Annotated in this window: 25 protein-coding genes; 14 read left to right on the forward strand and 11 right to left on the reverse strand. The window is 44.3% G+C overall.

What is annotated here, in order from left to right:
• Nucleotides 1-175 precede the first annotated feature (175 nt).
• The 3 genes from pta (at nucleotide 176) to IEV61_RS03290 (ending at nucleotide 3,978) form a co-directional block, all read left to right on the forward strand.
• The gene (pta, locus tag IEV61_RS03280) at nucleotides 176-2,272 is read left to right on the forward strand and encodes a phosphate acetyltransferase (RefSeq protein ID WP_188413718.1); all 2,097 of its coding nucleotides are present in this window, start codon (nucleotides 176-178) and stop codon (nucleotides 2,270-2,272) included.
• Between the two features lie 49 nt (nucleotides 2,273-2,321).
• The gene (locus IEV61_RS03285; RefSeq protein WP_188413720.1) at nucleotides 2,322-2,672 is read left to right on the forward strand and encodes a four helix bundle protein; all 351 of its coding nucleotides are present in this window, start codon (nucleotides 2,322-2,324) and stop codon (nucleotides 2,670-2,672) included.
• A gap of 97 nt (nucleotides 2,673-2,769) precedes the next feature.
• On the forward strand, nucleotides 2,770-3,978 hold the full coding sequence (locus tag IEV61_RS03290; protein WP_229747018.1) for an acetate/propionate family kinase: 1,209 nt from the start codon (nucleotides 2,770-2,772) through the stop codon (nucleotides 3,976-3,978).
• Between the two features lie 127 nt (nucleotides 3,979-4,105).
• Here the strand turns inward: IEV61_RS03290 and IEV61_RS03295 are convergent, their stop codons facing one another.
• Nucleotides 4,106-5,227 (reverse strand): trans-sulfuration enzyme family protein, encoded by a 1,122-nt coding sequence (locus IEV61_RS03295; RefSeq protein WP_188413722.1) that lies wholly within the window; start codon nucleotides 5,225-5,227, stop codon nucleotides 4,106-4,108.
• A gap of 340 nt (nucleotides 5,228-5,567) precedes the next feature.
• Here IEV61_RS03295 and gatB point away from each other — a divergent pair, with 340 nt between their 5' ends.
• The 3 genes from gatB (at nucleotide 5,568) to IEV61_RS03310 (ending at nucleotide 8,936) form a co-directional block, all read left to right on the forward strand.
• A complete protein-coding gene (gene gatB / locus IEV61_RS03300; protein WP_188413724.1) occupies nucleotides 5,568-7,034 on the forward strand; it encodes an Asp-tRNA(Asn)/Glu-tRNA(Gln) amidotransferase subunit GatB in 1,467 nt (488 codons plus the stop codon).
• A gap of 3 nt (nucleotides 7,035-7,037) precedes the next feature.
• Nucleotides 7,038-8,153: a TlpA disulfide reductase family protein gene (locus tag IEV61_RS03305; protein ID WP_188413726.1), complete on the forward strand. Its 1,116-nt coding sequence runs from the start codon at nucleotides 7,038-7,040 to the stop codon at nucleotides 8,151-8,153.
• Between the two features lie 87 nt (nucleotides 8,154-8,240).
• Nucleotides 8,241-8,936 carry a response regulator transcription factor gene (locus IEV61_RS03310; RefSeq protein ID WP_188413728.1) on the forward strand — a complete coding sequence of 232 codons (696 nt, stop codon included), beginning with the start codon at nucleotides 8,241-8,243 and terminating at the stop codon, nucleotides 8,934-8,936.
• 72 nt (nucleotides 8,937-9,008) lie between these two features.
• On the opposite strand, the gene IEV61_RS03315 is transcribed toward IEV61_RS03310, so the two are convergent.
• Nucleotides 9,009-9,377: a hypothetical protein gene (locus IEV61_RS03315; RefSeq protein WP_188413730.1), complete on the reverse strand. Its 369-nt coding sequence runs from the start codon at nucleotides 9,375-9,377 to the stop codon at nucleotides 9,009-9,011.
• Nucleotides 9,378-9,524: 147 nt separating this feature from the next.
• Here IEV61_RS03315 and IEV61_RS03320 point away from each other — a divergent pair, with 147 nt between their 5' ends.
• Nucleotides 9,525-10,250: an RluA family pseudouridine synthase gene (locus IEV61_RS03320; RefSeq protein WP_188413732.1), complete on the forward strand. Its 726-nt coding sequence runs from the start codon at nucleotides 9,525-9,527 to the stop codon at nucleotides 10,248-10,250.
• A gap of 176 nt (nucleotides 10,251-10,426) precedes the next feature.
• On the opposite strand, the gene IEV61_RS03325 is transcribed toward IEV61_RS03320, so the two are convergent.
• The 7 genes from IEV61_RS03325 to IEV61_RS03355 all read right to left on the reverse strand — a co-directional run bounded on the left by IEV61_RS03325 (nucleotide 10,427) and on the right by IEV61_RS03355 (nucleotide 15,502).
• Nucleotides 10,427-11,188 (reverse strand): class I SAM-dependent methyltransferase, encoded by a 762-nt coding sequence (locus IEV61_RS03325; RefSeq protein WP_229747019.1) that lies wholly within the window; start codon nucleotides 11,186-11,188, stop codon nucleotides 10,427-10,429.
• Between the two features lie 114 nt (nucleotides 11,189-11,302).
• Entirely contained in the window at nucleotides 11,303-12,136 is an 834-nt protein-coding gene (locus tag IEV61_RS03330; RefSeq protein WP_188413734.1) for an anti-sigma factor, read from the reverse strand.
• Nucleotide 12,137: 1 nt separating this feature from the next.
• Nucleotides 12,138-12,689 carry an RNA polymerase sigma factor gene (locus IEV61_RS03335; RefSeq protein ID WP_229747020.1) on the reverse strand — a complete coding sequence of 184 codons (552 nt, stop codon included), beginning with the start codon at nucleotides 12,687-12,689 and terminating at the stop codon, nucleotides 12,138-12,140.
• A gap of 34 nt (nucleotides 12,690-12,723) precedes the next feature.
• Nucleotides 12,724-13,602, reverse strand: coding sequence for a lipoyl synthase (gene lipA / locus IEV61_RS03340; protein ID WP_188413738.1), 879 nt, complete (start codon nucleotides 13,600-13,602; stop codon nucleotides 12,724-12,726).
• Nucleotides 13,603-13,729: 127 nt separating this feature from the next.
• Nucleotides 13,730-14,059: a bacillithiol system redox-active protein YtxJ gene (gene ytxJ, locus IEV61_RS03345; protein WP_188413740.1), complete on the reverse strand. Its 330-nt coding sequence runs from the start codon at nucleotides 14,057-14,059 to the stop codon at nucleotides 13,730-13,732.
• A 211-nt stretch (nucleotides 14,060-14,270) separates the two neighbouring features.
• A complete protein-coding gene (ribH, locus tag IEV61_RS03350) occupies nucleotides 14,271-14,768 on the reverse strand; it encodes a 6,7-dimethyl-8-ribityllumazine synthase (protein ID WP_188413742.1) in 498 nt (165 codons plus the stop codon).
• Between the two features lie 56 nt (nucleotides 14,769-14,824).
• Entirely contained in the window at nucleotides 14,825-15,502 is a 678-nt protein-coding gene (locus tag IEV61_RS03355) for a tetratricopeptide repeat protein (RefSeq protein ID WP_188413743.1), read from the reverse strand.
• Nucleotides 15,503-15,643: 141 nt separating this feature from the next.
• On the opposite strand from IEV61_RS03355, the gene recF reads away from it, so the two are divergent.
• Nucleotides 15,644-16,744, forward strand: a complete 1,101-nt coding sequence (recF, locus tag IEV61_RS03360) for a DNA replication/repair protein RecF (protein ID WP_188413744.1) — start codon at nucleotides 15,644-15,646, stop codon at nucleotides 16,742-16,744.
• Nucleotides 16,745-16,840: 96 nt separating this feature from the next.
• Nucleotides 16,841-17,131: a DciA family protein gene (locus IEV61_RS03365; RefSeq protein ID WP_188413745.1), complete on the forward strand. Its 291-nt coding sequence runs from the start codon at nucleotides 16,841-16,843 to the stop codon at nucleotides 17,129-17,131.
• Here IEV61_RS03365 and IEV61_RS03370 read toward each other — a convergent pair.
• Complete coding sequence (locus IEV61_RS03370; RefSeq protein ID WP_188413746.1) at nucleotides 17,118-17,318, reverse strand: hypothetical protein; 201 nt, start codon at nucleotides 17,316-17,318, stop codon at nucleotides 17,118-17,120. The genes IEV61_RS03365 and IEV61_RS03370 overlap by 14 nt on opposite strands.
• Before the next feature lie 157 nt (nucleotides 17,319-17,475).
• Nucleotides 17,476-17,895: a nucleoside-diphosphate kinase gene (locus IEV61_RS03375; RefSeq protein ID WP_188413747.1), complete on the reverse strand. Its 420-nt coding sequence runs from the start codon at nucleotides 17,893-17,895 to the stop codon at nucleotides 17,476-17,478.
• Nucleotides 17,896-18,015: 120 nt separating this feature from the next.
• Between IEV61_RS03375 and IEV61_RS03380 the strand changes: the two genes are divergently transcribed.
• Genes IEV61_RS03380 through IEV61_RS03400 form a run of 5 tightly spaced genes read left to right on the forward strand, consistent with a single transcriptional unit; the run spans nucleotide 18,016 to nucleotide 22,970 of the window.
• Nucleotides 18,016-19,026 (forward strand): DHH family phosphoesterase, encoded by a 1,011-nt coding sequence (locus IEV61_RS03380; protein ID WP_188413749.1) that lies wholly within the window; start codon nucleotides 18,016-18,018, stop codon nucleotides 19,024-19,026.
• Between the two features lie 2 nt (nucleotides 19,027-19,028).
• Nucleotides 19,029-20,006 (forward strand): FKBP-type peptidyl-prolyl cis-trans isomerase, encoded by a 978-nt coding sequence (locus IEV61_RS03385; RefSeq protein WP_188413751.1) that lies wholly within the window; start codon nucleotides 19,029-19,031, stop codon nucleotides 20,004-20,006.
• A gap of 50 nt (nucleotides 20,007-20,056) precedes the next feature.
• Nucleotides 20,057-21,082: an FKBP-type peptidyl-prolyl cis-trans isomerase gene (locus tag IEV61_RS03390; protein ID WP_188413753.1), complete on the forward strand. Its 1,026-nt coding sequence runs from the start codon at nucleotides 20,057-20,059 to the stop codon at nucleotides 21,080-21,082.
• Nucleotides 21,083-21,133: 51 nt separating this feature from the next.
• Nucleotides 21,134-21,901 carry a TatD family hydrolase gene (locus IEV61_RS03395; protein ID WP_188413754.1) on the forward strand — a complete coding sequence of 256 codons (768 nt, stop codon included), beginning with the start codon at nucleotides 21,134-21,136 and terminating at the stop codon, nucleotides 21,899-21,901.
• A 49-nt stretch (nucleotides 21,902-21,950) separates the two neighbouring features.
• Nucleotides 21,951-22,970: an asparaginase gene (locus IEV61_RS03400; protein WP_188413756.1), complete on the forward strand. Its 1,020-nt coding sequence runs from the start codon at nucleotides 21,951-21,953 to the stop codon at nucleotides 22,968-22,970.
• Nucleotides 22,971-23,024: the final 54 nt, after the last annotated feature.

Here is a 23,024-nt window from a genome sequence, read left to right on the forward strand (position 1 = left end):
GTGTTAGTCTGAGCCCGTCGAAGACTTAACCAAGCGGCGAATGTTTCGACAAGCTCAACATGACAGGTGGCGTCATATGCCATCTGCATGAACACAAACAAATCAACTTGCAACAGAACTATTAGCCTTTATATTTGTCGGTAAGCTGTTGCTGTAATCAAAATTCTACCTGCACATGATCAAAACTGTTTTTATTACCAGTACCGAGCCTTATAGCGGCAAATCTATTGTATCGCTTGGCTTAATTAATATGTTGCTGGGCAAGGCCCAAAAAATAGGTTATTTCAAACCCATTATTAACCGCAGTGCCGATGATGGCAAGAGCGATCATATACAAACCGTGCTCAGTTACTTCGATCTTCCGGTAACTTACGACGATGCCCATGCCTTTACCTGGGAAGAAGCCATGCAGCGATCTGAAAACGAAAGCCAGGGCGAAATGATCGACACCATCATCCGCAAGTACAAACAGCTGGAAGATAAATATGATTTTACGGTGATTGAGGGCAGCGATTACCAGGGCGAGGGCACCGCCTTTGAGTTTGAGGTAAACGCCTCTATTGCCAAAAACCTGGGTGCACCGGTTATCGTCGTAGTATCGGGCGAAAACAAGACCACCGCACAGGTAGCCAACGCTGCCATTACCGTAGTACGCAACTTTGAAGCGCGCGAAATACAGGTACTGGCCGTGGTGGCCAACAAGGTAAGCACCGAACAGGTGGATGATGTAACTGAGCTACTGGCCGTGCAACTGCCGCCATCGGTCATAGTTACCGTTATACCGGCTACCCGCGGCTTGCAAGCCCCTACCATGAAAGAGATCTACGAAAGCCTGGATGCCAAGTTACTGTTTGGCGAAGAACGGCTGAACAACCAGGTAGATAACTTTATTACCGGCGCCATGCAGGTCCCCAACTTCCTTAATTTTATTAAAGAGAATGTATTGGTGATTACCCCCGGCGACCGGGGCGATATTATTATTGCTACCCTGCAAGCTAACCTGGCTACGAGCTATCCGCAAATTGCAGGCATTATTTTAACCGCCGATACCGAACCCGAAGAACCCATCATCAGGCTTATTAAAGGTTTGCAAACCGTGGTGCCTATCCTCTCAGTAAAAACCGGAACATTTCAAACCACCACCGAAGTGGGCAACATTCGTTCTAAAATAACGGCCGATAACACCAAGAAGATACAGTTGGCCATTGATGTTTTTAACAAGCACGTGGATGTAGCCAAGCTGGATGAACGCATAATTACTTACAAACATAGCGGCGGCATAACCCCGCGCATGTTCCAGTACCAGATAACCAGCCGTGCCAAAAGCGTTAAAAAGCACATCGTACTGCCCGAGGGTAACGATGAACGTATTTTAAAGGCTGCTGCCCGTTTAATAAGCCAGGATATTGTGAACCTCACCATCCTCGGTAACCCCGATGATATTATGGCCAATATTAAACGCCTGGGCTTAAATCTCGATTTAACCAAGATCAACATCGTTAACCCGGCTGCATCCGACAATTACCAGGATTATGTGAACACGCTATACGAGTTACGAAAAAATAAGAATGTAAACCTGGAAATGGCTACCGATATGATGACCGATGTATCATACTTTGGCACCATGATGGTGTATAAAGGCCATGCGGATGGCATGGTATCGGGCGCGGTGCATACCACGCAGCATACTATTCGTCCGGCTTTGCAATTTGTAAAGACCAAACCGGGCATCTCGGTAGTATCGTCGGTATTCTTTATGTGTTTGCCCGACCGCGTTTCGGTTTTTGGCGATTGTGCCGTAAACCCCAATCCTACCGCCGAGCAACTGGCCGAAATTGCCATATCCTCGGCCGAAAGCAGTCAGCGTTTTGGCATCGAACCACGTATTGCCATGCTGTCGTACTCCTCGGGTACGTCGGGCGAGGGTGAAGATGTAGAAAAAGTACGCCGCGCTACCGAAATAGTCAAACAGAAACGCCCCGACCTCAAGGTAGAAGGCCCCATCCAATACGATGCCGCCGTGGACCCAATCGTAGGTAAAAGCAAACTCCCCGGCTCGGAAGTGGCAGGCCAGGCCAGCGTACTCATCTTTCCTGATCTGAACACCGGCAACAACACCTACAAAGCCGTACAACGCGAAACTGGGGCACTTGCTATTGGCCCTATGTTGCAGGGGTTGAACAAGCCGGTAAACGATTTAAGCAGGGGCTGTACGGTGGATGACATTTTTAACACGGTAATTATTACAGCCATACAAGCGCAGGAGGGGTAGTCATTGGTTTATAGTTGATGGTTCATAGTTCATAGCAGTTTAGAAGTATATGGCATTTAGGTTTGAAAGCTTACAGGTGTGGCAGATAGCGCTGGATTTAGACGATCGGATTAATTTATTGACTAAAAGCTTTCCTAAAGAAGAAATCTACGTACTTACTTCACAAATAAAAAGAGCCGCAGATTCTGTTGTACTTAACATTGCCGAAGGCTCAACAGGCCAAACCAAAGCAGTGTTTAAAGTTTTTCTGTCGTATGCACTACGCTCAGCCATAGAAGTAGTCAGCTGTTTATTTATTGCAAAAAAGAGGGGCTTTACAAATGATGAACAATTCAATACGCTATACAACGAATACGAAACCCTTGTCAAGATGATCACCGCACTTAAAAATTCGTTCTAAGTACCACAGAACCATCAACTACTAACTACCTTTTTCCTACCATGAAATATCAACTATCATCTACAAACCTCCTACCATGAACCATGAACTATCAACCATGAACCAAATAAACATTTTCGTAGTTAACTCGGGCAGCAGCTCTATCAAATACCAGTTATTTAAAATGCCGGCGCAAAACCCGGTATGCAGTGGGTTGGTAGAACGCATTGGGTTGGATAACCCGAGCATTACCCATAAAGTGTACCTCAACGGGGAGGAGAAGGTAATTAAGCTTAACCCCGAAGAACTGCCCGACCATGAAGCTGGACTTAAAGAAGTGAACCGCCTGCTGGCCGAAGGCGAACTGGCCGTAATTCAAAACCCGGCCGATATACAGGTGGTGGGCCACCGCATTGTACACGGCGGCGAGCGTTTTACCACCACCACTGTTATTGATGGTAAGGTAAAAGAGGAACTTAAACAAACTTTCCAGTTGGCGCCCTTGCATAACCCCGCCAGTTATTTGGGCATTGAGGTAGCCGAAAAGATATTTACCAATGCTACGCAGATAGGCGTTTTTGATACGGCCTTTCATCAAACCCTGCCGCCCAAGGCTTTCCGCTTTGCCATTCCTAACCAGTATTATACCGATTTTAATATCCGAAGCTACGGTTTCCACGGCACCAGCCATAAATATGTTACCGAGCAGGCCGCGGCTTATTTAGGCAAGGCCGATAGTAAATTCATCAGTATTCACCTGGGTAACGGCTGCAGTATGGCGGCGGTAAGTAACGGACAATCTATTGATACCAGTATGGGCTTTGGTCCGCTAAGCGGGTTGATTATGGGTACCCGGTCGGGAGATATTGATCCTACGGTGATCTTTTACTTGGTAAACCAGTTAGGCTACGATATTAACCAGGTAAGCAACCTGCTAAACAAACAAAGCGGCATGCTGGGCCTCACCGGCCAAAGCGATATGCGCGATATTACTGCCGCCATTGAACAGGGCGACGAGAATGCCCGCCTCGCCTACGACCTCTACGCCTACCGCATCAAAAAATACATAGGCGCGTACACTGCCGTATTGAATGGCTTGGATGCCATCATCTTCACTGCCGGAGTAGGCGAAAACGATGCCCGCGTACGCGAACTGGCCTGCGCCGAGCTTGATTATTTAGGCATCCGGTTAGATGAGGCGAAAAACAAAACACGCTCTAAAGAAATCAACGAGATCAGTGCTGCTGATTCAAGGGTTAAGATACTGGTAGTTCCTACTAATGAGGAGTTGGAGATTGCGCAGCAGTGTTATGCGATGGTGCAGTAAAATCGTTGCCGCGTCCTAAAAACGATTATGTCATTGCGAGGAGCGATAGCGACGTGGCAATCGCATTACGCTTGGTTACCGAGCGTATGAGATTGCCACGCTAACGCTCGCAATGACATATATTTTTTTATATACGTTCCAGCGCCTGCTGCATATCGGCTATCAGGTCATCAATATGCTCTAACCCTACCGAAACACGCAATAAGTTTTGTGGTGTTTTAGTATCGGGGCCTTCAATGGCGGCCCGGCGTTCTATGAGGCTTTCTACGCCGCCCAGGCTGGTGGCACTGGTGAATAGCTGAGTGGCATTTAAAACCTTTTCGGCAGCTTCGGCACCGCCTTTTACCATGAACGATAGCATCCCGCCAAAATTTAACATTTGGGTTTTAGCCAGTTCGTGCTGCGGGTGTGAAGGCACCCCCGGGTATAATACACGTTCTACATGTGGCTGCTGCTCTAAAAATTCGGCCAGTTTTTGGGCGTTTTCTACATGGCCGCGCATGCGGTAAGGCAGGGTTTTAATACTCCGCACCAGCCAGTAGCAATCGGCAGGGGCGGGTATGGCACCACCCATTTGCTGTATCTGGATGATCTTTTCCCACCATTCGTCTTTGTTAGCAGTAATGAGCGCACCACCGGTCAAATCACTGTGGCCGCCTAAGTATTTGGTGGTGGAGTGCATTACCATGTGTGCACCTAAGGCCAAAGGCTGCTGCCCCAGCGGACTGGCAAAGGTGTTATCGCATACTACCTTAATGCCATGTTCGGCTGCTATAGCTACCACATTTTTAATATCCGTAATTTTCAACGAAGGGTTTGACGGCGTTTCGAGCCATATGAGGCCGGTATTAGGTTTAATGTAAGATCTTAAAACTTCTTCATTATTTACATCAATAAAATCGAACTCTAATATCCCGGCAAACAAGTGCTTTAACTGGTTACGCAGGCCATGATACATATCATCGGGGCCAATAATATGCGTGCCCGGTTTTAAAGATTGAAACACCGTCATCCCCGCGGCATTGCCCGATGAAAACGCAGCGGCTTCTGCTCCGCCCTCCAATTTGGACAGCACGTTTTCGAGCGCCTGGCGGTTGGGGTTACCTGCCCTGCTATAGCTATAGCCCTTGGGGTAATTACCCTCGGTATTGCGCTCAAAGGTGGTAGATAATACAATGGGCTGTATTACGGCATCGGTGGCAGCATCGGTATGGTTGGCGGCATGGATAGCCAGGGTTTCAATTTTCATAGCGCTTCAAAATAAGGGATATTTTTAATTTTATAAGCAGTCCATTTGTAACAAAGCACATACTATTTTAAAATGGCTCAACAGTTGAACAACAAATTAAATTGCGTTAGGGATAGCAGCGGAAAGCCCGCAGTGCAGCGTAGCGTAACGAGGACTTGAAGCGAATAGCCCGGGCCGCAGGCAACGCCCAAATAATGTTGCGCACCCGGCAGCTCATTGCTTTAAAGAACAAGACTGATTACCCGTCACCAAAATCAAACTTTGTACCGATAACTGCCAAATAGATTTATATTTGCTTTGTTAGGGTAGGCACACAGCTACCTTGTATCTTGTAATTATAATGGATATTAATACCGAAGCAAGCGCAAAGTATGAACTGGTAGTAGGCCTCGAAGTACACGCGCAGTTATCTACTGTAAGTAAAGCCTTCTCGGCCGATTCGGCCGAGTTTGGCGCCGGGCCCAATGAGCATGTAAGCATGGTATCGTTAGGTCACCCGGGTACGCTGCCTTTTTTGAATAAAAAAGTGGTTGAATATGCGGTTAAATTAGGTTTTGCCACGCATGGCCGCATTAATAAGTACAACAACTTTGCCCGTAAAAATTACTTTTATGCCGATTTGCCCAAAGGCTACCAAATAAGCCAGGACCAGTCGCCCATTACTACCGGCGGCCATGTGATGGTGAAGCTGAGCGACGGCAGCACCAAGCCCATTGCCATCCACCACATCCATATGGAAGAAGACGCGGGCAAAAGCATGCACGACCAGAGCGACACCCACTCTTTGATCGACCTTAACCGTGCCGGTGTTCCGCTGCTCGAAATAGTTTCGGAGCCCGATATGCACAGCGCCGAAGAAGCAAGTTTATTTTTAACCGAAATGCGCAAGCTGCTGCGTTACCTTAGCATTTGCGATGGCAATATGGAAGAAGGCAGTATGCGCTGCGATGCCAATATATCGGTACGGTTAAAGGGTGCCACCATGCTGGGCAACCGCTGCGAAGTGAAAAACTTGAACTCCATCCGCAATGTGCAGCGTGCTATAGAGCACGAGTTTATTCGCCAAGTAAGTATTATTGAGGCCGGTGGATACATAGACCAAAACACGCTGAACTTTAATGCCGATACGGGCGAAACTTCGGTGTTGCGCAGCAAGGAAATGGCAAACGATTACCGCTATTTTCCAGAGCCCGATTTACAGCCTTTATTGCTGACCGATGATTACCTCGAAGGCATCCGTAAAACCATGCCTGCCCTGCCCGAGGAGTTGTATCATAAATATACTGAGCAACTGGGCCTATCGGCTTATGATGCCTCGGTGATTACTGCCGATCATGAGCTGGTGATGTATTTTGAGCAGTTAATTGGCTTAACTTCTAATTATAAATCGGCAGTACACTGGCTAATGGGTACCGTAAAATCATACCTCAACGAGCACCATCAAACTATTGATACCCTTCCCCTATCGCCCAAACAACTGGCCGGTTTAATACAGCTGGTTGATGCCGGTAAGGTGAATAATACGGTGGCCGCTCATAAAATATTCCCGGCACTGCTGCAAAACGCCAATAAAACGGCCGAGCAAATTGCCCAGGAATTGAACTTGCTGATTAGCGATAACAGTAACGAACTGGACGGTTTTATAGAACAGGCCTTAAATAAGTATCCCGATAAGGTGGTTGAATACCAAAAAGGCAAAAAAGGCGTATTAGGTTTGTTCATGGGCGAGATCATGAAGCTATCGAAAGGCAAAATTGATCCGCAAAAAACAAATCAACTCTTAATTAAAGCACTACAAAGTAAATAATATATGAAGAAGAACCTCACCATCTACGGTTTGCTGGCCTTTGCCATGGGTGTTACCGCCTGCCAAAACAAAGAAGCCTTTACCCTGGAAGGTAATATAAAGAATGCCGGTAACGTTAAAAAAGTATACCTGCTGCGTGCCGATACTTCGCAGGTGAGCGTTATTGACTCTACCGAACTCAGCGGCGGAAAATTCAGTTTCAAAAATCAATCGGCCAACGCCAACCTGTTTAAGCTGCGTGCCGGCGAAACTATTTTTGACCTCATTGCAAAAAATGGTGACGACATTCAGTTTGAAACCGATTTAAACGACCAAGCCCATGCCTACCAGGTGAAAGGTTCGCAGGAGTCTGACAAAATCAAGGAGTTCAATACCTTCAGCAATCAATTTGGCGAAAAGAACACCAAGATCGTTACCGAATTTCAAGGTAAGGCACAGGCCACTAAAAACCAGGATTCGTTATTGAAGGTTTACCAGCCTGTGTTTGACCAAAACATGGCAGATTACAGCAAGCAAGTACTTACGTTTATTGGCGATAATAAAAAATCGCTGGCGGCATTTTATGCGGCCATGTCATTAGACCCTTATAAATACGAACCCCAGTTGGTGGCTTACGCCGATGATATTAAGGATGAGTTTAAAGAAAACGCGGCAGTAAGCCAGTTTAAACGCCAGATGACGGCCGTTAAGCCGCTTTCGGTTGGTCATGCTGCACCTATGTTTACGGCAAACAGTATAGCGGGCAAGCCGGTAAGCCTGGCCGAATACAAAGGCAAATATGTAATGATAGATTTTTGGGCATCGTGGTGTGGCCCATGCCGCCAGGAAAACCCCAACGTGGTACGCCTGTATAACCAGTATAAAAATAAAGGCTTTAATATTTTAGGTGTATCTTTAGATGAAGATAAAGGCGACTGGCAAGCTGCAGTTGCTAAAGATAATTTAACCTGGCAGCAGGTATCTGATCTTAAAAAGTGGGATGGTGCCACCGCCCGACTGTATCATATTGAAGCTATTCCTTCAAACTTTATACTTGATCCTCAAGGAAATATAGTTGCAAAAAATATAACAGGCAAAAATTTGGAAGAGTTTTTAAACAAAACCTTTAATAAGCTTTAAGTTATTATTAACGCTTAACAATTAATTAACAGTGCGTTAACTGTTTGCTTTTGTAATGCTGTTACCTTTACACCAAAATTCGACCCGATGAGCACAACTGCAAAACAAAAAATATTAATTGTTGACGACGAACCCGATATTTTAGAGCTTATCGAATATAATCTTAAAAAGGAAGGTTACCAGGTTCATTTGGCAAGTAACGGGCAAGAGGCCGTTGCCGAAGCCAAGAAAGTACTGCCCGACCTTATTGTGCTTGATATAATGATGCCCAAAATGGATGGCATTGAGGCCTGCCGCATTATGCGTACCATGCCCGAGTTTAAAAATACCTTTATGGTATTTTTAACTGCACGCAGCGAAGAATACTCTGAAATTGCCGGTTTTAACGTAGGTGCCGATGACTATATAGCCAAACCCATTAAGCCACGTGCACTGGTAAGCCGTATAAACGCTATACTGCGCCGCAATAATGGCCCCGATGAGGTATCAGATAATAAGCTGGAAGTTGGCGATTTGGTTATTGACCGAGAAAGCTACCTGGTTTACCAAAACGAAAAAAAGGTAGTATTAGCCAAAAAAGAGTTTGAACTATTGTACCTGCTGGCTTCTAAACCGGGCAAGGTATACACCCGCGAGGTAATCCTGAAAAACATTTGGGAAGACTCGGTAGTGGTTACCAACCGTACTATTGATGTGCACATTCGTAAACTGCGCGAAAAGCTTGGCGAAATGTACGTATCTACCGTTAAAGGGGTAGGTTATAAGTTTGAATACACTCAATAAAAAACAAATAAGGCGCTAAACTTCTAAAGTTTAAGCGCCTTATTCTCATCTACTGTTATACAGTTTCTTTAATTATTTGGCCGCAACTGCTTTTTTGGTAGTTGCCGCAGGCTTAGCTTTTTTAGCCGCCGTTGTTTTACTCACAGTCTTCTTGGTTGTTTTGGCATCAGCCGCTTTAGCCTTGGCTTTGGTGCCTGTTCCGGCCGTTTTGCTAAGTGTAGATTTACCGGTTGCCAAAGGCTTAACAGCAGTCACTTTCTTATTTGCCGTTTCCTTTTTTGCCGAAATCTTTTCTTTTAGCTCTTCTATTTTTTCTTCGGCTGCCTCTTTCAAATCTTCGGCCTTATCGGTGGTTTTATCCCAAAGATCGCCTATTACGTCTTTTGCTTTTTCAAACAAGGTTTCACCTTTAGTTTTTAGCGGTCCCGATTTTGTGCTCATGGCTTGATGCTATTAAGTTGATAACTAAGGATTCAACATTACCAAACCTGATATTGTTTGCACCGATATTTGCCATACGGCATCATTGGCATTGCGGTGACCATGGTTTTGGTATAATTACCGTACTTTTGCACCCTATTAGTTATTATGAAGATCCCGAAGTTTACCGACCTTATTTTGTACGAAGATGATAACCTGGTAGTGGTTAACAAGCCGGCTTTTATTAGCTCGCTTGATGAACGCGGCGAGGGAAGCAGCGAAATTAACATGCTGAGGCTGGCCAAAGCCTACTCAGACGATGCACAAATTTGTCACCGGTTAGATAAGGAAACCTCTGGTGCATTAATTATTGCTAAAAACCCGGAGGCTTACCGCATGGTATCTATGCAGTTTGAGCACCGTAAAGTTAAAAAGGTATATCACGCGGTTATTGAAGGCACCCATGTGTTTGATGAGTTATTGGTAGATCTGCCTATCCTCAACACTGGTAAAGGCACCGTATCCATAAGCCGCCAGGAAGGCAAGCGTGCCGAAACCTGGTTTCAATCGTTAAAGTATTTTAAGCATTATACCCTGGTAGAGTGTCGCCCGGTAACTGGCCGCATGCACCAGATCCGTATTCACCTGGCTACGCAACGCGCCTCTATCGCAGGCGATGAGATGTATAAAGGGAAACCGGTATTCTTATCGCAATTAAAGCGCAAATACCATTTAGGTAAAGACCAGGAAGAACTGCCTATTATGAAGCGCTTTGCCCTGCACGCTTACGAGGTTACTTTTAAAGTTAGCGAGGATAAAGAGGTAACTATACATGCCCCTTATCCTAAAGATTTTGAAACGCTATTGAAGTTGTTGGATAAGTTTGATAGTTAAGTATTGCGTTTCAATATCACAATCGCTATAACATCATTATGTCATTGCGAGCGTCAGCGTGGCAATCGCCCGCGTTAATGCAACCTTGCGATTGCCACGTCGCTATCGCTCCTCGCAATGACATGATGATATTTAAGAAATTTACTGCAACCATGGTATAATGGTGTATCAGAAACTTACTGCTTTTGATAGATTAAAAAGTGCTGCATGGGCAGACCCTCTTTATCTTCTACAAACTTGAAACCGTTTGCGGTAAGTTCTTTGCTTATTTGTACCAGGGTGGTTTTATGCAGGTCTTTAATAGGCACTTCGGGGTCTTCGCCTTTATACTCTAACATCACTATTTTGCCGCCTGTTTTAAGGGCTTTGTAAAGTGCCTGTAAGTATTCGTGAGGAAACTCGAGTTCGTGGTAAACGTCTACCATCAAAGCCAGGTCAATGCTATTGTCGGGCAAATTAGGGGCCTTTTCGGCACCTTTAACTACCTCTACGTTATTTTGCTTAAGTTCTTTGCTGCGTTTTTTCAGGTAATCTAACGCTTCGTCTTCCAGTTCAATGGCAATTACCTTGCTCACCTTGGGTGCAATGCGGTAAGTATAAAAACCTGTACCGGCGCCAATATCGGCCACTACGCTTTTTTTATCAACCGGCAAATTTTTAACGGCCAGCTCTACATTTTCTTCCTGATTACGGGTATCGCGCTCCAACCAGCCTGCACCGCTAAAGCCCATTACCTGGGCAATTTCGCGCCCTTTATAAAACTTACCTATCCCGTTTTTTGAAGACCTTTTGTAGGTGTATACCGAATCTTTTTGCTGTGATTGCTGCTGCACCGCTTTTCCGCCTGATGCAGGAGGTTTACAGCAGCAAAAAAAAACCGATGCCGCTAACAAATATGTCTTAAAATTGGCCATAGCTTCAGGTGAATTAGTTTTCAATAATGCAATGCTAAATTACCTTATTTGTTTCAAAAAGCACACATAAATGAACGCTAACATTACTTAACGTACCACAATTGTAAAGCTGAATGATTGGAAGTAATTATACAGAAATTATAAGCTTGCCAGCACCACCATTTGATCGGTAGTTGGGTTTACGCTTCCGCCACGCGGCTCAATGGTTACTGCGAAGGCTTGCGCTGCATCAATAGACTTCATGAGCTTCATATCGGTAGAATCGGCAGTGGTTTTATCGAACACACCCAGGTCAACAGGCTTGCCGTTAGCAATGGCCCAAAGCTGGTACTGATGATCTTTACCCGGGGCAGGCAGGTTTGCGCTGCTTAAATCAACCATTACTTTTTTACGCTTGGCACTCCAGGCCACGGTTAACGCCGATGATGGCGTTTTAGGCATCCCTTTAAGTTGTATGAAACGGAAAGATGGATCGCGAAAAACACCGATCTCTTCGTTTAAAAAGCTTACCTGGCGCGTGAACTTTTGTTCATTTAATCGTAAGCTTACCAATTGCTGCTCAGAATTTTGCAGGCGTTTATACATGATACTTAATGCAAGGCCGCTTACGCAAAGTAAAAGCACACTGGCCGCAAAGGCATACTTATAAAATATACTGGTGGTGGCAGGTGGATGCATAGCAACTACACGTTCGCCTGCAGTAGCCCTGGGCTGTATGGTGCGCAGGTTGCGGTCATCGCCCAGGTTGGTTAAAAGACTATTTAAAACCCTGTCGCGCAGTTGCGGCGATGGTTCTACCGATTGTGCATCGGCGTACATTTCCATAGCGATCTCAATCTCACTTAACTCGGCCTGAATAGCGGGGTGTTTTTGGGCCATAGCCTCAACCTGCAACTTTTCTTCTGCGCTCATATCGCCCAGAACATAAAGTTCCAAAACACCCGATTCTATATATGCCCTTATCTCTTCCACGCTAATTAAAATGTTTACGTAATTGCTGTATAGCCATTCGCAAACGAGTTTTGATAGTGCCTAACGGCATACCTAACTCATCCGCAGCTTCTGTGTGCGTATAACCTTTAAAATATACAAGATCAAGTATGGATTTTTGCTCGGGTCTTAGCTTATCAACCAACTCTCTTACACCCATCAGTTCAGGCTTATACTCTGTACTGTTATGCTTGTCAATATAACCTACGTTATTTTCAAGTTCCTGGTTTTTGAACTGATTTTTAAAGTCTTTCGACCTTATTTTATCAATAGCCAGGTTGCGTGCAATGTTTACAATCCAGGTAAACAAGCGACCTTTGTTCGTATTATAGCTGGCTGCAGAATGCCAGATCTTTACAAAAACTTCCTGTAGAACATCTTCGGCTGTTGCTTCATCAATCACTATACGGTGAATTACGCCATATAAAGACGCTGAATACATATCATACAGTGCCTCGGCACCAATTTTATCGTGCCGCTGCAATGCGAGTACTAATTCTTCTTCGGATAGGGAAAGTTTATGCTTCTTGGCCAAAACGGTGTAAATATATAATATTATAGATAATAACTTATATATCAAACAGATGTTTTTCGGCATGATAAGAAGATCGCACCAATGGTCCGCTTTCTACATACCTGAAGCCCATGTTTAAACCCACTTCCTTATAATAATTAAACTGTTCGGGCGTAACCCAATCAATTACCGGGTGGTGGCTGCGCGTTGGCTGTAAGTACTGACCCAGGGTTAAAATATTAACACCAACGTTATACAGATCCTGCATGGCCTCCAGCACATCTTCTTCCCGCTCGCCTAAACCCAGCATAATGCCCGATTTGGTACGTAAGCCTGCTGCAGCAATATGGCTCAGGCATTCTAAACTACGATCGTATTTAGCTTGTATACGTACTTCGCGGGTTAGGCGTCGTACGGTTTCCAAGTTGTGCGATACCACTTCGGGGCGTACTTCCAATACACGGGCCAGGTTATCCCAGTTACCCCTAAAATCGGGCAGTAAGGTCTCTAAAGTAGTTTGCGGACTTTCGCGGCGAATAGCATTAATGGTTTCGGCCCAAATGATGGAACCACCATCTTTCAAATCATCGCGGTCTACCGAGGTAATAACGCAATGCTTTACCTGCATTAACTTAACCGATGTTGCCACGCGGTTAGGCTCATCCATATCAACGGCCAGCGGCCTGCCGGTAGCTACAGCGCAAAACGAACAAGAGCGGGTACAAATATTACCCAATATCATGAAAGTTGCCGTGCCGGCACCCCAGCACTCGCCCATGTTAGGGCAATTACCACTTTCGCAAATGGTGTGTAGCTTATGGGTATCAACTAAACTGCGTACGTGAGCATACTCTTTACCTACAGGCAGCTTAACCCTAAGCCAATCTGGCTTGCGTTGCACCTGGTTGGCAGGAATTACCGGCAAATCAATCATAATGTAAAGTTAGGGAATTTAGTATAGATGCAAGAGCTAAGAGACAAGAAACAAGATTTTTTACAAATGACACATATACACAAAAGCCACATCCTGACTCATGGTGCTTGTATCTTGTTTCTGCAGCTTACTGCACCATCGTCAATGTTTCCTCTACCGATATACCGCCGTGCGATTGGTCGAGGATGCATTCACCGTCTTTAATTAACAATAATTGTGGCGATTCATGGTGAACCTGAAACTGCTCGGCTATCTGGTTAGAGATTTCGCGGTACTTGATCAGATCCAGGAAATACAACGGCAGTGTTTCAGGAAATTGATCCCAGTCCAGCTCAAAACGGCGCTTAGCCATCATACTGATAGAACAGCGGGTACTGTGTTTAAAAATTACACTGTAGCCGGGCTGTTGCTTAATATCATTTAACTGATCTGCCGTGTCTAACGCTTTCCAAGTCATAAAAAACTAAAATTATTTTGGCCAAAAATACGGCTATAAGCCTGAAAAGGTTATAGGCTATTTACAAAATGACACTACGGTGTTAGCGTCCGCGGCGGGGGTAAGAGCCATAGGCGGGGCATAATTTGTTGGAGCATGAAGCAAAGGTGCTTAAGAAAGCAGCTACCAAACCTATGTAAATAATCTTTTTCATATGAGAACCTGCGTGTGTTTAATCAGTTTTCAACTGAGCAGCCATATCGGCCATTTTAATAGCCGTAACCGCAGCTTCAACGCCTTTATTGCCATGCTTACCACCGGCACGGTCAATGGCTTGTTGCTCATTATCAGTTGTTAATACACCAAATATAACAGGTTTTTCGTATTTCAAAGCTACATTTGTTGCGCCATTGGCAACAGCAGCGCAAATAAAATCAAAGTGCCTGGTTTCGCCCTGAATAACACAGCCCAGGCATATAACGCCATCCAGGTTTTTGTTCTTCAGTAAAATATCGGCTCCCGAGGTTAGTTCAAAACTTCCGGGTACGGCATAAGTAAAAATGTTATCTGCTAAAACGCCGTTATCAATGAGGCTTTGGTAAGCACCACCGTATAGCGCACCTGTTATCTTCGCATTCCATTCGGCAACAACAATACCAAAGCGGTATGGAGCGCCAGACGGAATGGTGGTATTAGAAAAATCGGACAGGTTTTTAAGCTGGGTGGCCATTAAATATATTTAATTACAGAAGTGTATAAAAATCAACCTGAAATAAAAAACACAGCTTATTGCTGTGCTTCAACGCGTGCTATGTAAGCATCAATATTTTGAGCTTCGGCACTGGTTGGGTAATCTGTTTTTATTTTTTGATAGCTTTCGGCAGCGCTCTTATTGTCTTTACGGGCTTCGTAAACCAAACCCAATTTTTTAAGATAGAACGGAGACAAGAATTTGTTGCCTGCTTTATCTACCGCTTTTTTGAAATAGCTTTCTGCTTTCTCGTAATCTTTCAATTCTACATAAGCATCACCTATGCTACCTAACGCTTCGGCAGCTACAACGTTATCATCGCCATGATAGTTGCCCAGGTTTTCAATGGCTTTACCATATTCTCCTTTGTTTAAGTAAGCAACACCTGCGTAGTAGTAAGCCAGGTTAGCAGCTTTGGTATTACTATAGTCGTTTATTATTTTTTCAAAACCCGGATAGCTGGCATCACCTTTTAAAGCTTTATCCCATTCCTTTTTGTTCCAGGCATCCTGAGCAACGTACATTTGGTTGGCAGCATCAGTTTCGCGCTGGGCCAGGTACAATTTTTGGTAAGCTATATATCCCACAATTAATGCAACAATAGCTGCACCAATAAATAAAAGGCTTTTTTGATTTTCTTTTACAAAGCCACCTGTTGGTGCAAAAGTTTTTGGTTCAGTTGCAACATTGGCATTCACTTCCGTCTTTGACATTTCTATGCTAAAATTAAGTTTGCAAAACTACGTTTTTAAAAAATTTTTAACAATATGATTTACATTAAATAATTCGCTATTAATTTTTAGCCATTTAAGCGGTCAAAAACACCAGCGCTTTGCTACCTTTGAAGCCACTTTATGTACTTGCAGCAGTTATCTATCCTCAACTTTAAAAACTACACCGAAGCCGAATTAACATTTAGCGAAGGGGTAAATGCCTTTACGGGTAATAACGGTGCCGGGAAAACCAACTTGCTTGATGCTATTCACTACCTCTCGCTTTGTAAGAGTTATTTTAACGCCATTGATAGCCAGCAAATAAAGCAGGGTACCGATTTTTTCATGATCAATGGCATATTTGAGCGTAACGAAATGCCCGAAATGGTGGCTTGCTCGGTTAAACGCACCCAGAAAAAGATCTTCAAACGTAATAAGAAAGACTATCCCCGCCTGGCCGATCATATAGGTTTGTTTCCCCTGGTCATGGTATCGCCTTATGATGTGAGCATTATTATGGAGGGCAGCGAAGAGCGGCGCAAGTTTGTGGATAACGTAATTTCACAAACAGACAATCAATACCTCGACGAGCTAATTGTTTACAACAAGGTATTAGCTAACCGCAACGCCTTTTTAAAAACCATTGCTGATACCGGCCGCTTCGACCCAAGCCTGTTGGAGATATTGGATGAACAACTGGTGGCATCGGGCGTGCGTATATTTGAAAAGCGTAAAGCTTTTATGGAAAGCTTTACAGGCATATTTAACCAGTACTACCGATTTTTAACGGAAGATGCCGAGCAAGTGGCCCTGGTATATGAGTCGCAGTTGCTCAATAACAGCTTTGCCTCCCTCCTCCTTAAAACCACCGAAAAAGACCGCATATTAGAACGCACCACGGCCGGCATCCATCGTGATGATCTGCAGTTTAGCATTCATAATATGCCGTTGAAAAAGTTTGGATCGCAGGGGCAGCAAAAGTCTTTCCTCATTGCGCTGAAACTTGCACAGTATAATTACTTACAACAGCAAAAAGGATTTAAACCCTTATTGCTGTTAGATGATATATTTGATAAATTAGACGAGCACCGCATTACCAAATTAATGCAGTTGGTATCGCAGCACGAGTTTGGCCAGGTATTTATTACCGATGCCAGCGCCAACCGCGTAACGCAAATACTTGACCGTATAAGCGTGGGAGTGAAATTATTTAAAGTAAACCAGGGAGAAGTAGCCGGATAGTAGCAAGTAGTTAGTATCAAGTAGCGAGACAAAAATCTTTATAAAAAGAGTCTTAATACCTGATACTAACTACTCGATACCTAAAAACATAAACATATGCGTAAAGCCAACGATAAAACCATGAAAGAAGCGATTGAGCAGATGCTTAACGTTTATAAGATCAAGCGCCGGTTTGACGAAACGGCGGTTATTGCAGCATGGCCCGACATTGTAGGGAAACCGGTGGCTAACCGCACCAGCGAATTGTTCATCAACAATAAAAAGATGTTTTTACGCATCGAATCATCGGTGGTAAAAAACGAGTTAATGATGATGCGCTCTCAAATTATTGAGAAGATCAATACCGAAGCTGGCGATACACTAATAGAGGAAATTATTTTCCTCTAAGGTGGTGACGAACGCTGGTTGGCTTAGTAAATAAGCTATCGCGTATAACCGCGTAAATAACCAAAGCAGCAGCAGGAATATAAAACGCAAACTGTACTTCGGGGTGTGCTTTTACCAACTCCACACATCCCACAATAAACAATACAACAAAAATAGAATAGATAGCAGCTTTTGACGCGTTTTTCATACGACTAATATAATAATTTTAAATCCCCACCAGAAAAAATTGTGCCACAAAGGCACAAAAAAAGGCTAAATTTAGCTAACAAGAAAATTTTGATTGCCTGCTAACTAAATTAAGCCTTTAATATAACCTAAAAGCGCTTAAAACGCTCATGCTCAACTTAAAACTTTTCGAAAGCCGAGAAGAAGAAGCTACCTTCGATAGCGGCATTCTCGTCAGAATCTGAACCGTGTACAGCGTTTGCTTCAATTGATTCGGCAAATAACTGACGGATGGTACCAACTTCGGCTTTAGACGGATCGGTAGCACCAATCAGCGTACGGAAATCGGCTACGGCATTGTCTTTTTCTAAAATGGCAGCTACGATAGGGCCCGAAGACATAAAGCCAACCAAATCTTTATAAAAAGGACGCTCTTTATGCACTTCATAAAACTCACCTGCTTTTTCAGGGGTTAAATAAGTGTACTTCATGGCGCTTATTTTGAAACCGCCTTTAAGGATCTGATCTAATATACCACCGATGTGACCGTTGCGTACAGCATCAGGTTTGATCATGGTGAAAGTTTTGTTATTTTCCATCTTTGCTTTAAAATTGGCGCAAAAGTAAGGCTTTGTTATTGTAACTTAAAGCTTTTTGTATAATTTACATGGTTTGTATTTCATTAATTATTTTAAATTTGCGTCTTCTTTTTTTAGTTGATGTTAGATACCGCCGCGCTTAGCCAGCTCTTAAACCAGCCCTGCAAAATCGTAATTACCACGCACCATAAACCCGATGGTGATGCCATGGGTTCATCGCTGGGCTTGTATAACTATTTAATACAGCAAGGCCATCATGTACAGGTTATTGCCCCTACCGATTATCCGGAGTTTTTAGCTTGGATGCCCGGTAACGAGGAAGTAATGATCTATACGGGGCAAACCGAAAAAGCCGCGGAGCTAATAGCCCAGGCCGAGATCGTTTTTTGCCTCGACTTTAACAACCTAACCCGTATTAACGAAATGGGCGAACTGGTACGCCAGAGCAGTGCTGTTAAGGTAATGATAGACCACCACCTGGAGCCCGAAGATTTTGACGATTACCGCTACTGGAACATTAATGCCTGTGCCGCTGCTCAACTGGTGTACAGCTTTATTGTAGAAGAACTGCAACGCCCCGATTTGATCAATGCCGATGTAGCCACTTGTTTGTATACCGGCATCATGACCGATTCGGCTTCGTTTCGCCTGCCTAACACTACTGCTGCCGTGCACCGCATTGTGGCAAACCTCATAGAGGCCGGTGCTGTAAACTGGCGCATTCACGAACTTATATACAGTAACTCATCAGAAAACCGTTTACGTTTTTTGGGCCATTGCCTGAGCAACAAAATGGAAATTTTGCCTGAGTTTAAAACCGCTATCATTGCCGTTACCCGCGAGGAACTTAAAAAGTATGATACCAACACCGGCGATACCGAAGGCATTGTAAATTTTGCCTTATCAATAGCCGGCATACGCCTGGCAGCCTTTGTGGTAGAACGCACGGATATGGTAAAACTATCGTTACGTTCTAAAGGAGAGTTTCCGGCCAACGAAATTTGCAAAAAATACTTTAAAGGCGGCGGTCACCGCAATGCAGCCGGCGGACAATCTGATCTGTCGCTCGAACAAACCGTAGAAAAATTAAAACAAATATTACCCGAATACAAAACACTATTAATTCAATAAAAATGAGAAAAAGCTTAATGTTTTTAACTGTAGCAGCTATTGGCCTGGCCAGTTGCAACAGTGGATTTAAAAAAGGTGAAGGTGGCCTTTTATACACCATACATGAAGATAAAGACGGTGCCCCGGTTAAAGAAGGCGACTTCATCAGCGTTAACCTGGTGGCTAAAACCGATGCCGATTCAGTATTATTCAACTCTTACGATACAGGCAAACCGGTACCAACCTTAATGCCTAAACCACAATACAAAGGTGATGTATACGCCGGTATTAACTTACTGAGCGAAGGCGACAGCGCTACCATTAAAGTAAACGCCGATTCTGTTTTTAAAGCAGGCGATAAACCAAAAGGCTTTAAAGGTAAATACATTGTTTACGAAGTTAAAGTGGTAAAAATTATTCCTAAAGGTAAATTAACCGACCAGGTATTCCAGGGCCGTGTTAGTGATTACTTCAAAGGCGAAGCAGGCAAACTTAAAGGCTTAGAGCCGGCTAAAATTTCTAAGTATATTGCCGATAACAACCTTAAAGCTACCAAAACTGCTACCGGCTTACAGTACGAGATCACTAAACAAGGCTCGGGCCCTAAAATTGCCAAAGGCGATACTGCGGTGGTAAATTACACCGGTAAATTAGTGAACGGCAAAGTGTTTGATACCAGCATTAAAGATGTTGCTCAAAAGAACAAAACTTACGATGCTATGCGCCCTTACAAGCCTATCCGCATTGCGGTAGGTGCCGGTGCTGTTATACCAGGTTGGGACGAAGGTTTGCAACTGTTAAACAAAGGTTCTAAAGTAACCATGGTTATTCCATCAAACTTAGCATACGGCGAGCAAGGCTTAGGCCCGGTTCCACCGTTTGCCCCAATTGTATTTGATGTTGAACTGGTAGACATTGTTCATCCAAACCCTAACGCACCAAAACCTGCTGCACCGCAAATGCAAATGCCGGGCCAGCAGCAGCCACAAGCTCAACGATAATATTTTCAACCCATGGCCTTCTTAGCAATAAGAAGGCCTTTTTTTGATTCATGAAAAAAGTAATTCTTTCTCTTGTTTTGGCAACGGCAGCCAGCCTGTCTTTTGCGCAAACTAACTTTATTAAAACGCCTAAAGGTGGCCAGTACGCTATTATAAAGCAAGGCAATGGCACCAAGGTTAAACAAGGTGATGTGATCACCTTCCAATTCACCCAAAAAACTGATAAAGACTCTTTGTTAGGCAGCTCGTACCAAATGGGTAAACCGGCCATGGTGCAGGTACAGCCCTCTAAAAACGTAGCCGACCTGATGGAGGTTTTTCCTTTATTGAGCGTTAACGACAGCGCGTTGGTGCGTGTGCCTACCGATTCTATTTTTGCAGGTCACGAGGAAAGCCGTCCGCCGTTTTTACCTAAAGGCAGCTATTTAAATTTTACCATTAAGGTAGATAAAGTACAAAGCCTGGAAGAAGCCATGGCCGAAAGAAATGTGGCTATGGAAAAAACCCGTGCCGAGCAGGCCACCTTGGCTGCCAAAATGCGCGGCCTGGAAATTCCATCAATGAACAAGTACATTGCCGATAACAAATTATCGCCTGCTACTACAGCATCGGGCTTAAAATATGTTATTGTACAGCCTGCAACCGGCCCTAAACCTTTGCCCGGCGATACTTTGCTGGTAAATTATGCCGGTCGTACGCTGGAAGGCAAGTTGTTTGATAGCAGCATTGAGTCGGTAGCTAAAGCAGGCGGCTTAAACCAGCCCGGCCGCAACTACGAGCCTATCAAATTTGTAGTGGGCAACAGCGAAGTAATTCGTGGTTGGGACGAAGGCTTATTGCTGATGAACGAAGGTTCAAAAGCTACTTTGATCATACCTTCGGCTTTAGCTTACGGCGAGCGTGGTGGCGGCGAAGAAATAAAACCTTACAGCCCCTTGGTATTTGATGTAGAACTGGTTAAGGTAATTAAAGGCGTGCACAAACCGGCAAAACCAGCCGTGGCCGCTAAAAAACCGGCAAGCAAAAAGCCCGCTGCTAAAAAAGCAGTGGCAAAGAAAAAAGTCACCCGTAAATAATATTATCAGAAAGCCCTGCGTTAACCACGCAGGGCTTTTTACTTTCGCAGCATGGTACTAACCGATACGCATACCCATCAATATTATGAAACCGACCCGGTAAAAAGGGTCGAATTGATGCAGCGATGCCTGGACAATGGTATCAGCAGGTTGTTTTTACCTAATGTAGATACCGGCAGCATAGCACAGGTAATGGATATGGTGAACGCTTATCCGCAAAACTGTTTCCCTATGTTGGGACTGCACCCCTGCGATGTAAAGGAAAATTATAAGCAGGAATTAGACACTATATACGCCGCCCTGCAAAAAACCAAAGTATATGCCATTGGCGAAATTGGGATAGACCTGTACTGGGACAAGACCTTTATAGCCGCACAGCAGGAAGCGTTCAGGCTGCAAATTGGCTGGGCCAAAGCGGCTAAACTGCCCATTAACATTCATTGCCGCAATGCCTTTGACGAGGTATACGAAATACTGTTGCAAGAACAGGATGAAAATTTGCGTGGCATCTTCCACTGCTTCTCTGGAACGCTGGAGCAGGCACAGCAAATTATTGCGTTAGGGTTTAAGCTGGGCATAGGTGGCGTGGTTACTTACAAGAACGCCGGATTGGATAAAGTGGTAGAACAAATAGCTTTAGAGCATATAGTTTTGGAAACAGATTCTCCGTATCTTACACCCGTACCCTACCGTGGCAAACCCAACGAAAGCTCTTATCTGATCTACGTTGCCCAAAAAGTGGCCGACCTGCATCAGATCTCTTTAGAAGAAGTTGCCCGCATTACGACCGAAAACTCTAAAATAATTTTCGGGATATAAGCAAATATTAAGTAAAGGATAATTATTTTTATAGCATAACCAATTATACATGTGCCAGATACTGATCATCTATACCGGTGGGACAATAGGTATGGTGAGCGATCCAAAGACTAAAACTTTGGTACCTATAAACTTTGAGCAAATTATGGAAAACGTTCCTGAACTGGAACGCTTGAATTGCCGCATCAAAGTACATTCGTTCGAAGATATTATAGATTCATCCAACATGAGCCCGGCTATATGGAGTCGCCTTGCGGGATTGATCGAAAAAAATTATAACGATGTGGATGGCTTCGTGATCCTGCATGGTTCTGATACGATGGCCTATTCGGCATCGGCTTTAAGCTTTATGCTCGAAAACCTGGACAAGCCGGTTATATTTACCGGTTCGCAATTGCCTATCAGCGCCATCCGTACCGATGCCAAGGAAAACTTAATGACCGCCATTGAGCTGGCCAAGGCTAAAAAGAACGATAAAGTGCGCGTGCCCGAAGTATGTATCTATTTTGATTACAAGCTTTTCCGCGGTAACCGTTCGTTTAAATACAATTCATCTAAATTTGAAGCCTTCCGCTCGCCTAATTATCCTGTATTGGCCGAGTCGGGCGTACATTTACGCTTTAGCATTAATGATATACGCCAACCCGGTGAGCAGGGTCTCATTGTTCATAAAGAGCTGGCGAGCGATGTGGCCGTACTCAAAATGTTCCCGGGCATTAGCGCTAAAACAGTAGAAACCATTGTGAACTCCGATGTACGCGGCATCGTAATGGAAACTTTTGGGGCTGGTAATACCACCACTGATGCTTGGTTTATAGACCTGCTTAAAGGCGCTATTGACAGCGGTAAGGTTATTGTTGATATATCGCAATGTAAAGTAGGCACCGTTGAACTGGGCCGTTACGAAACCAGCAAGCTGCTTAAAGACATTGGCGTAGCCAACGGTTACGATATGACCTTTGAAGCCGCCATTACCAAAACCATGTTCTTGCTAAGCCAGCACGAAGACCCCAAAGAAGTGGTTAAATGGATGGAAACTGATTTACGGGGTGAGCTTACGGTGTCGTAACATTCGCAACTGCTTCCTTTAAACTTGTCAGTCTGAGCTTGTAGAAGACTTAGT

Source organism: Mucilaginibacter galii, from assembly GCF_014635825.1.
GTDB lineage: Bacteria > Bacteroidota > Bacteroidia > Sphingobacteriales > Sphingobacteriaceae > Mucilaginibacter > Mucilaginibacter galii.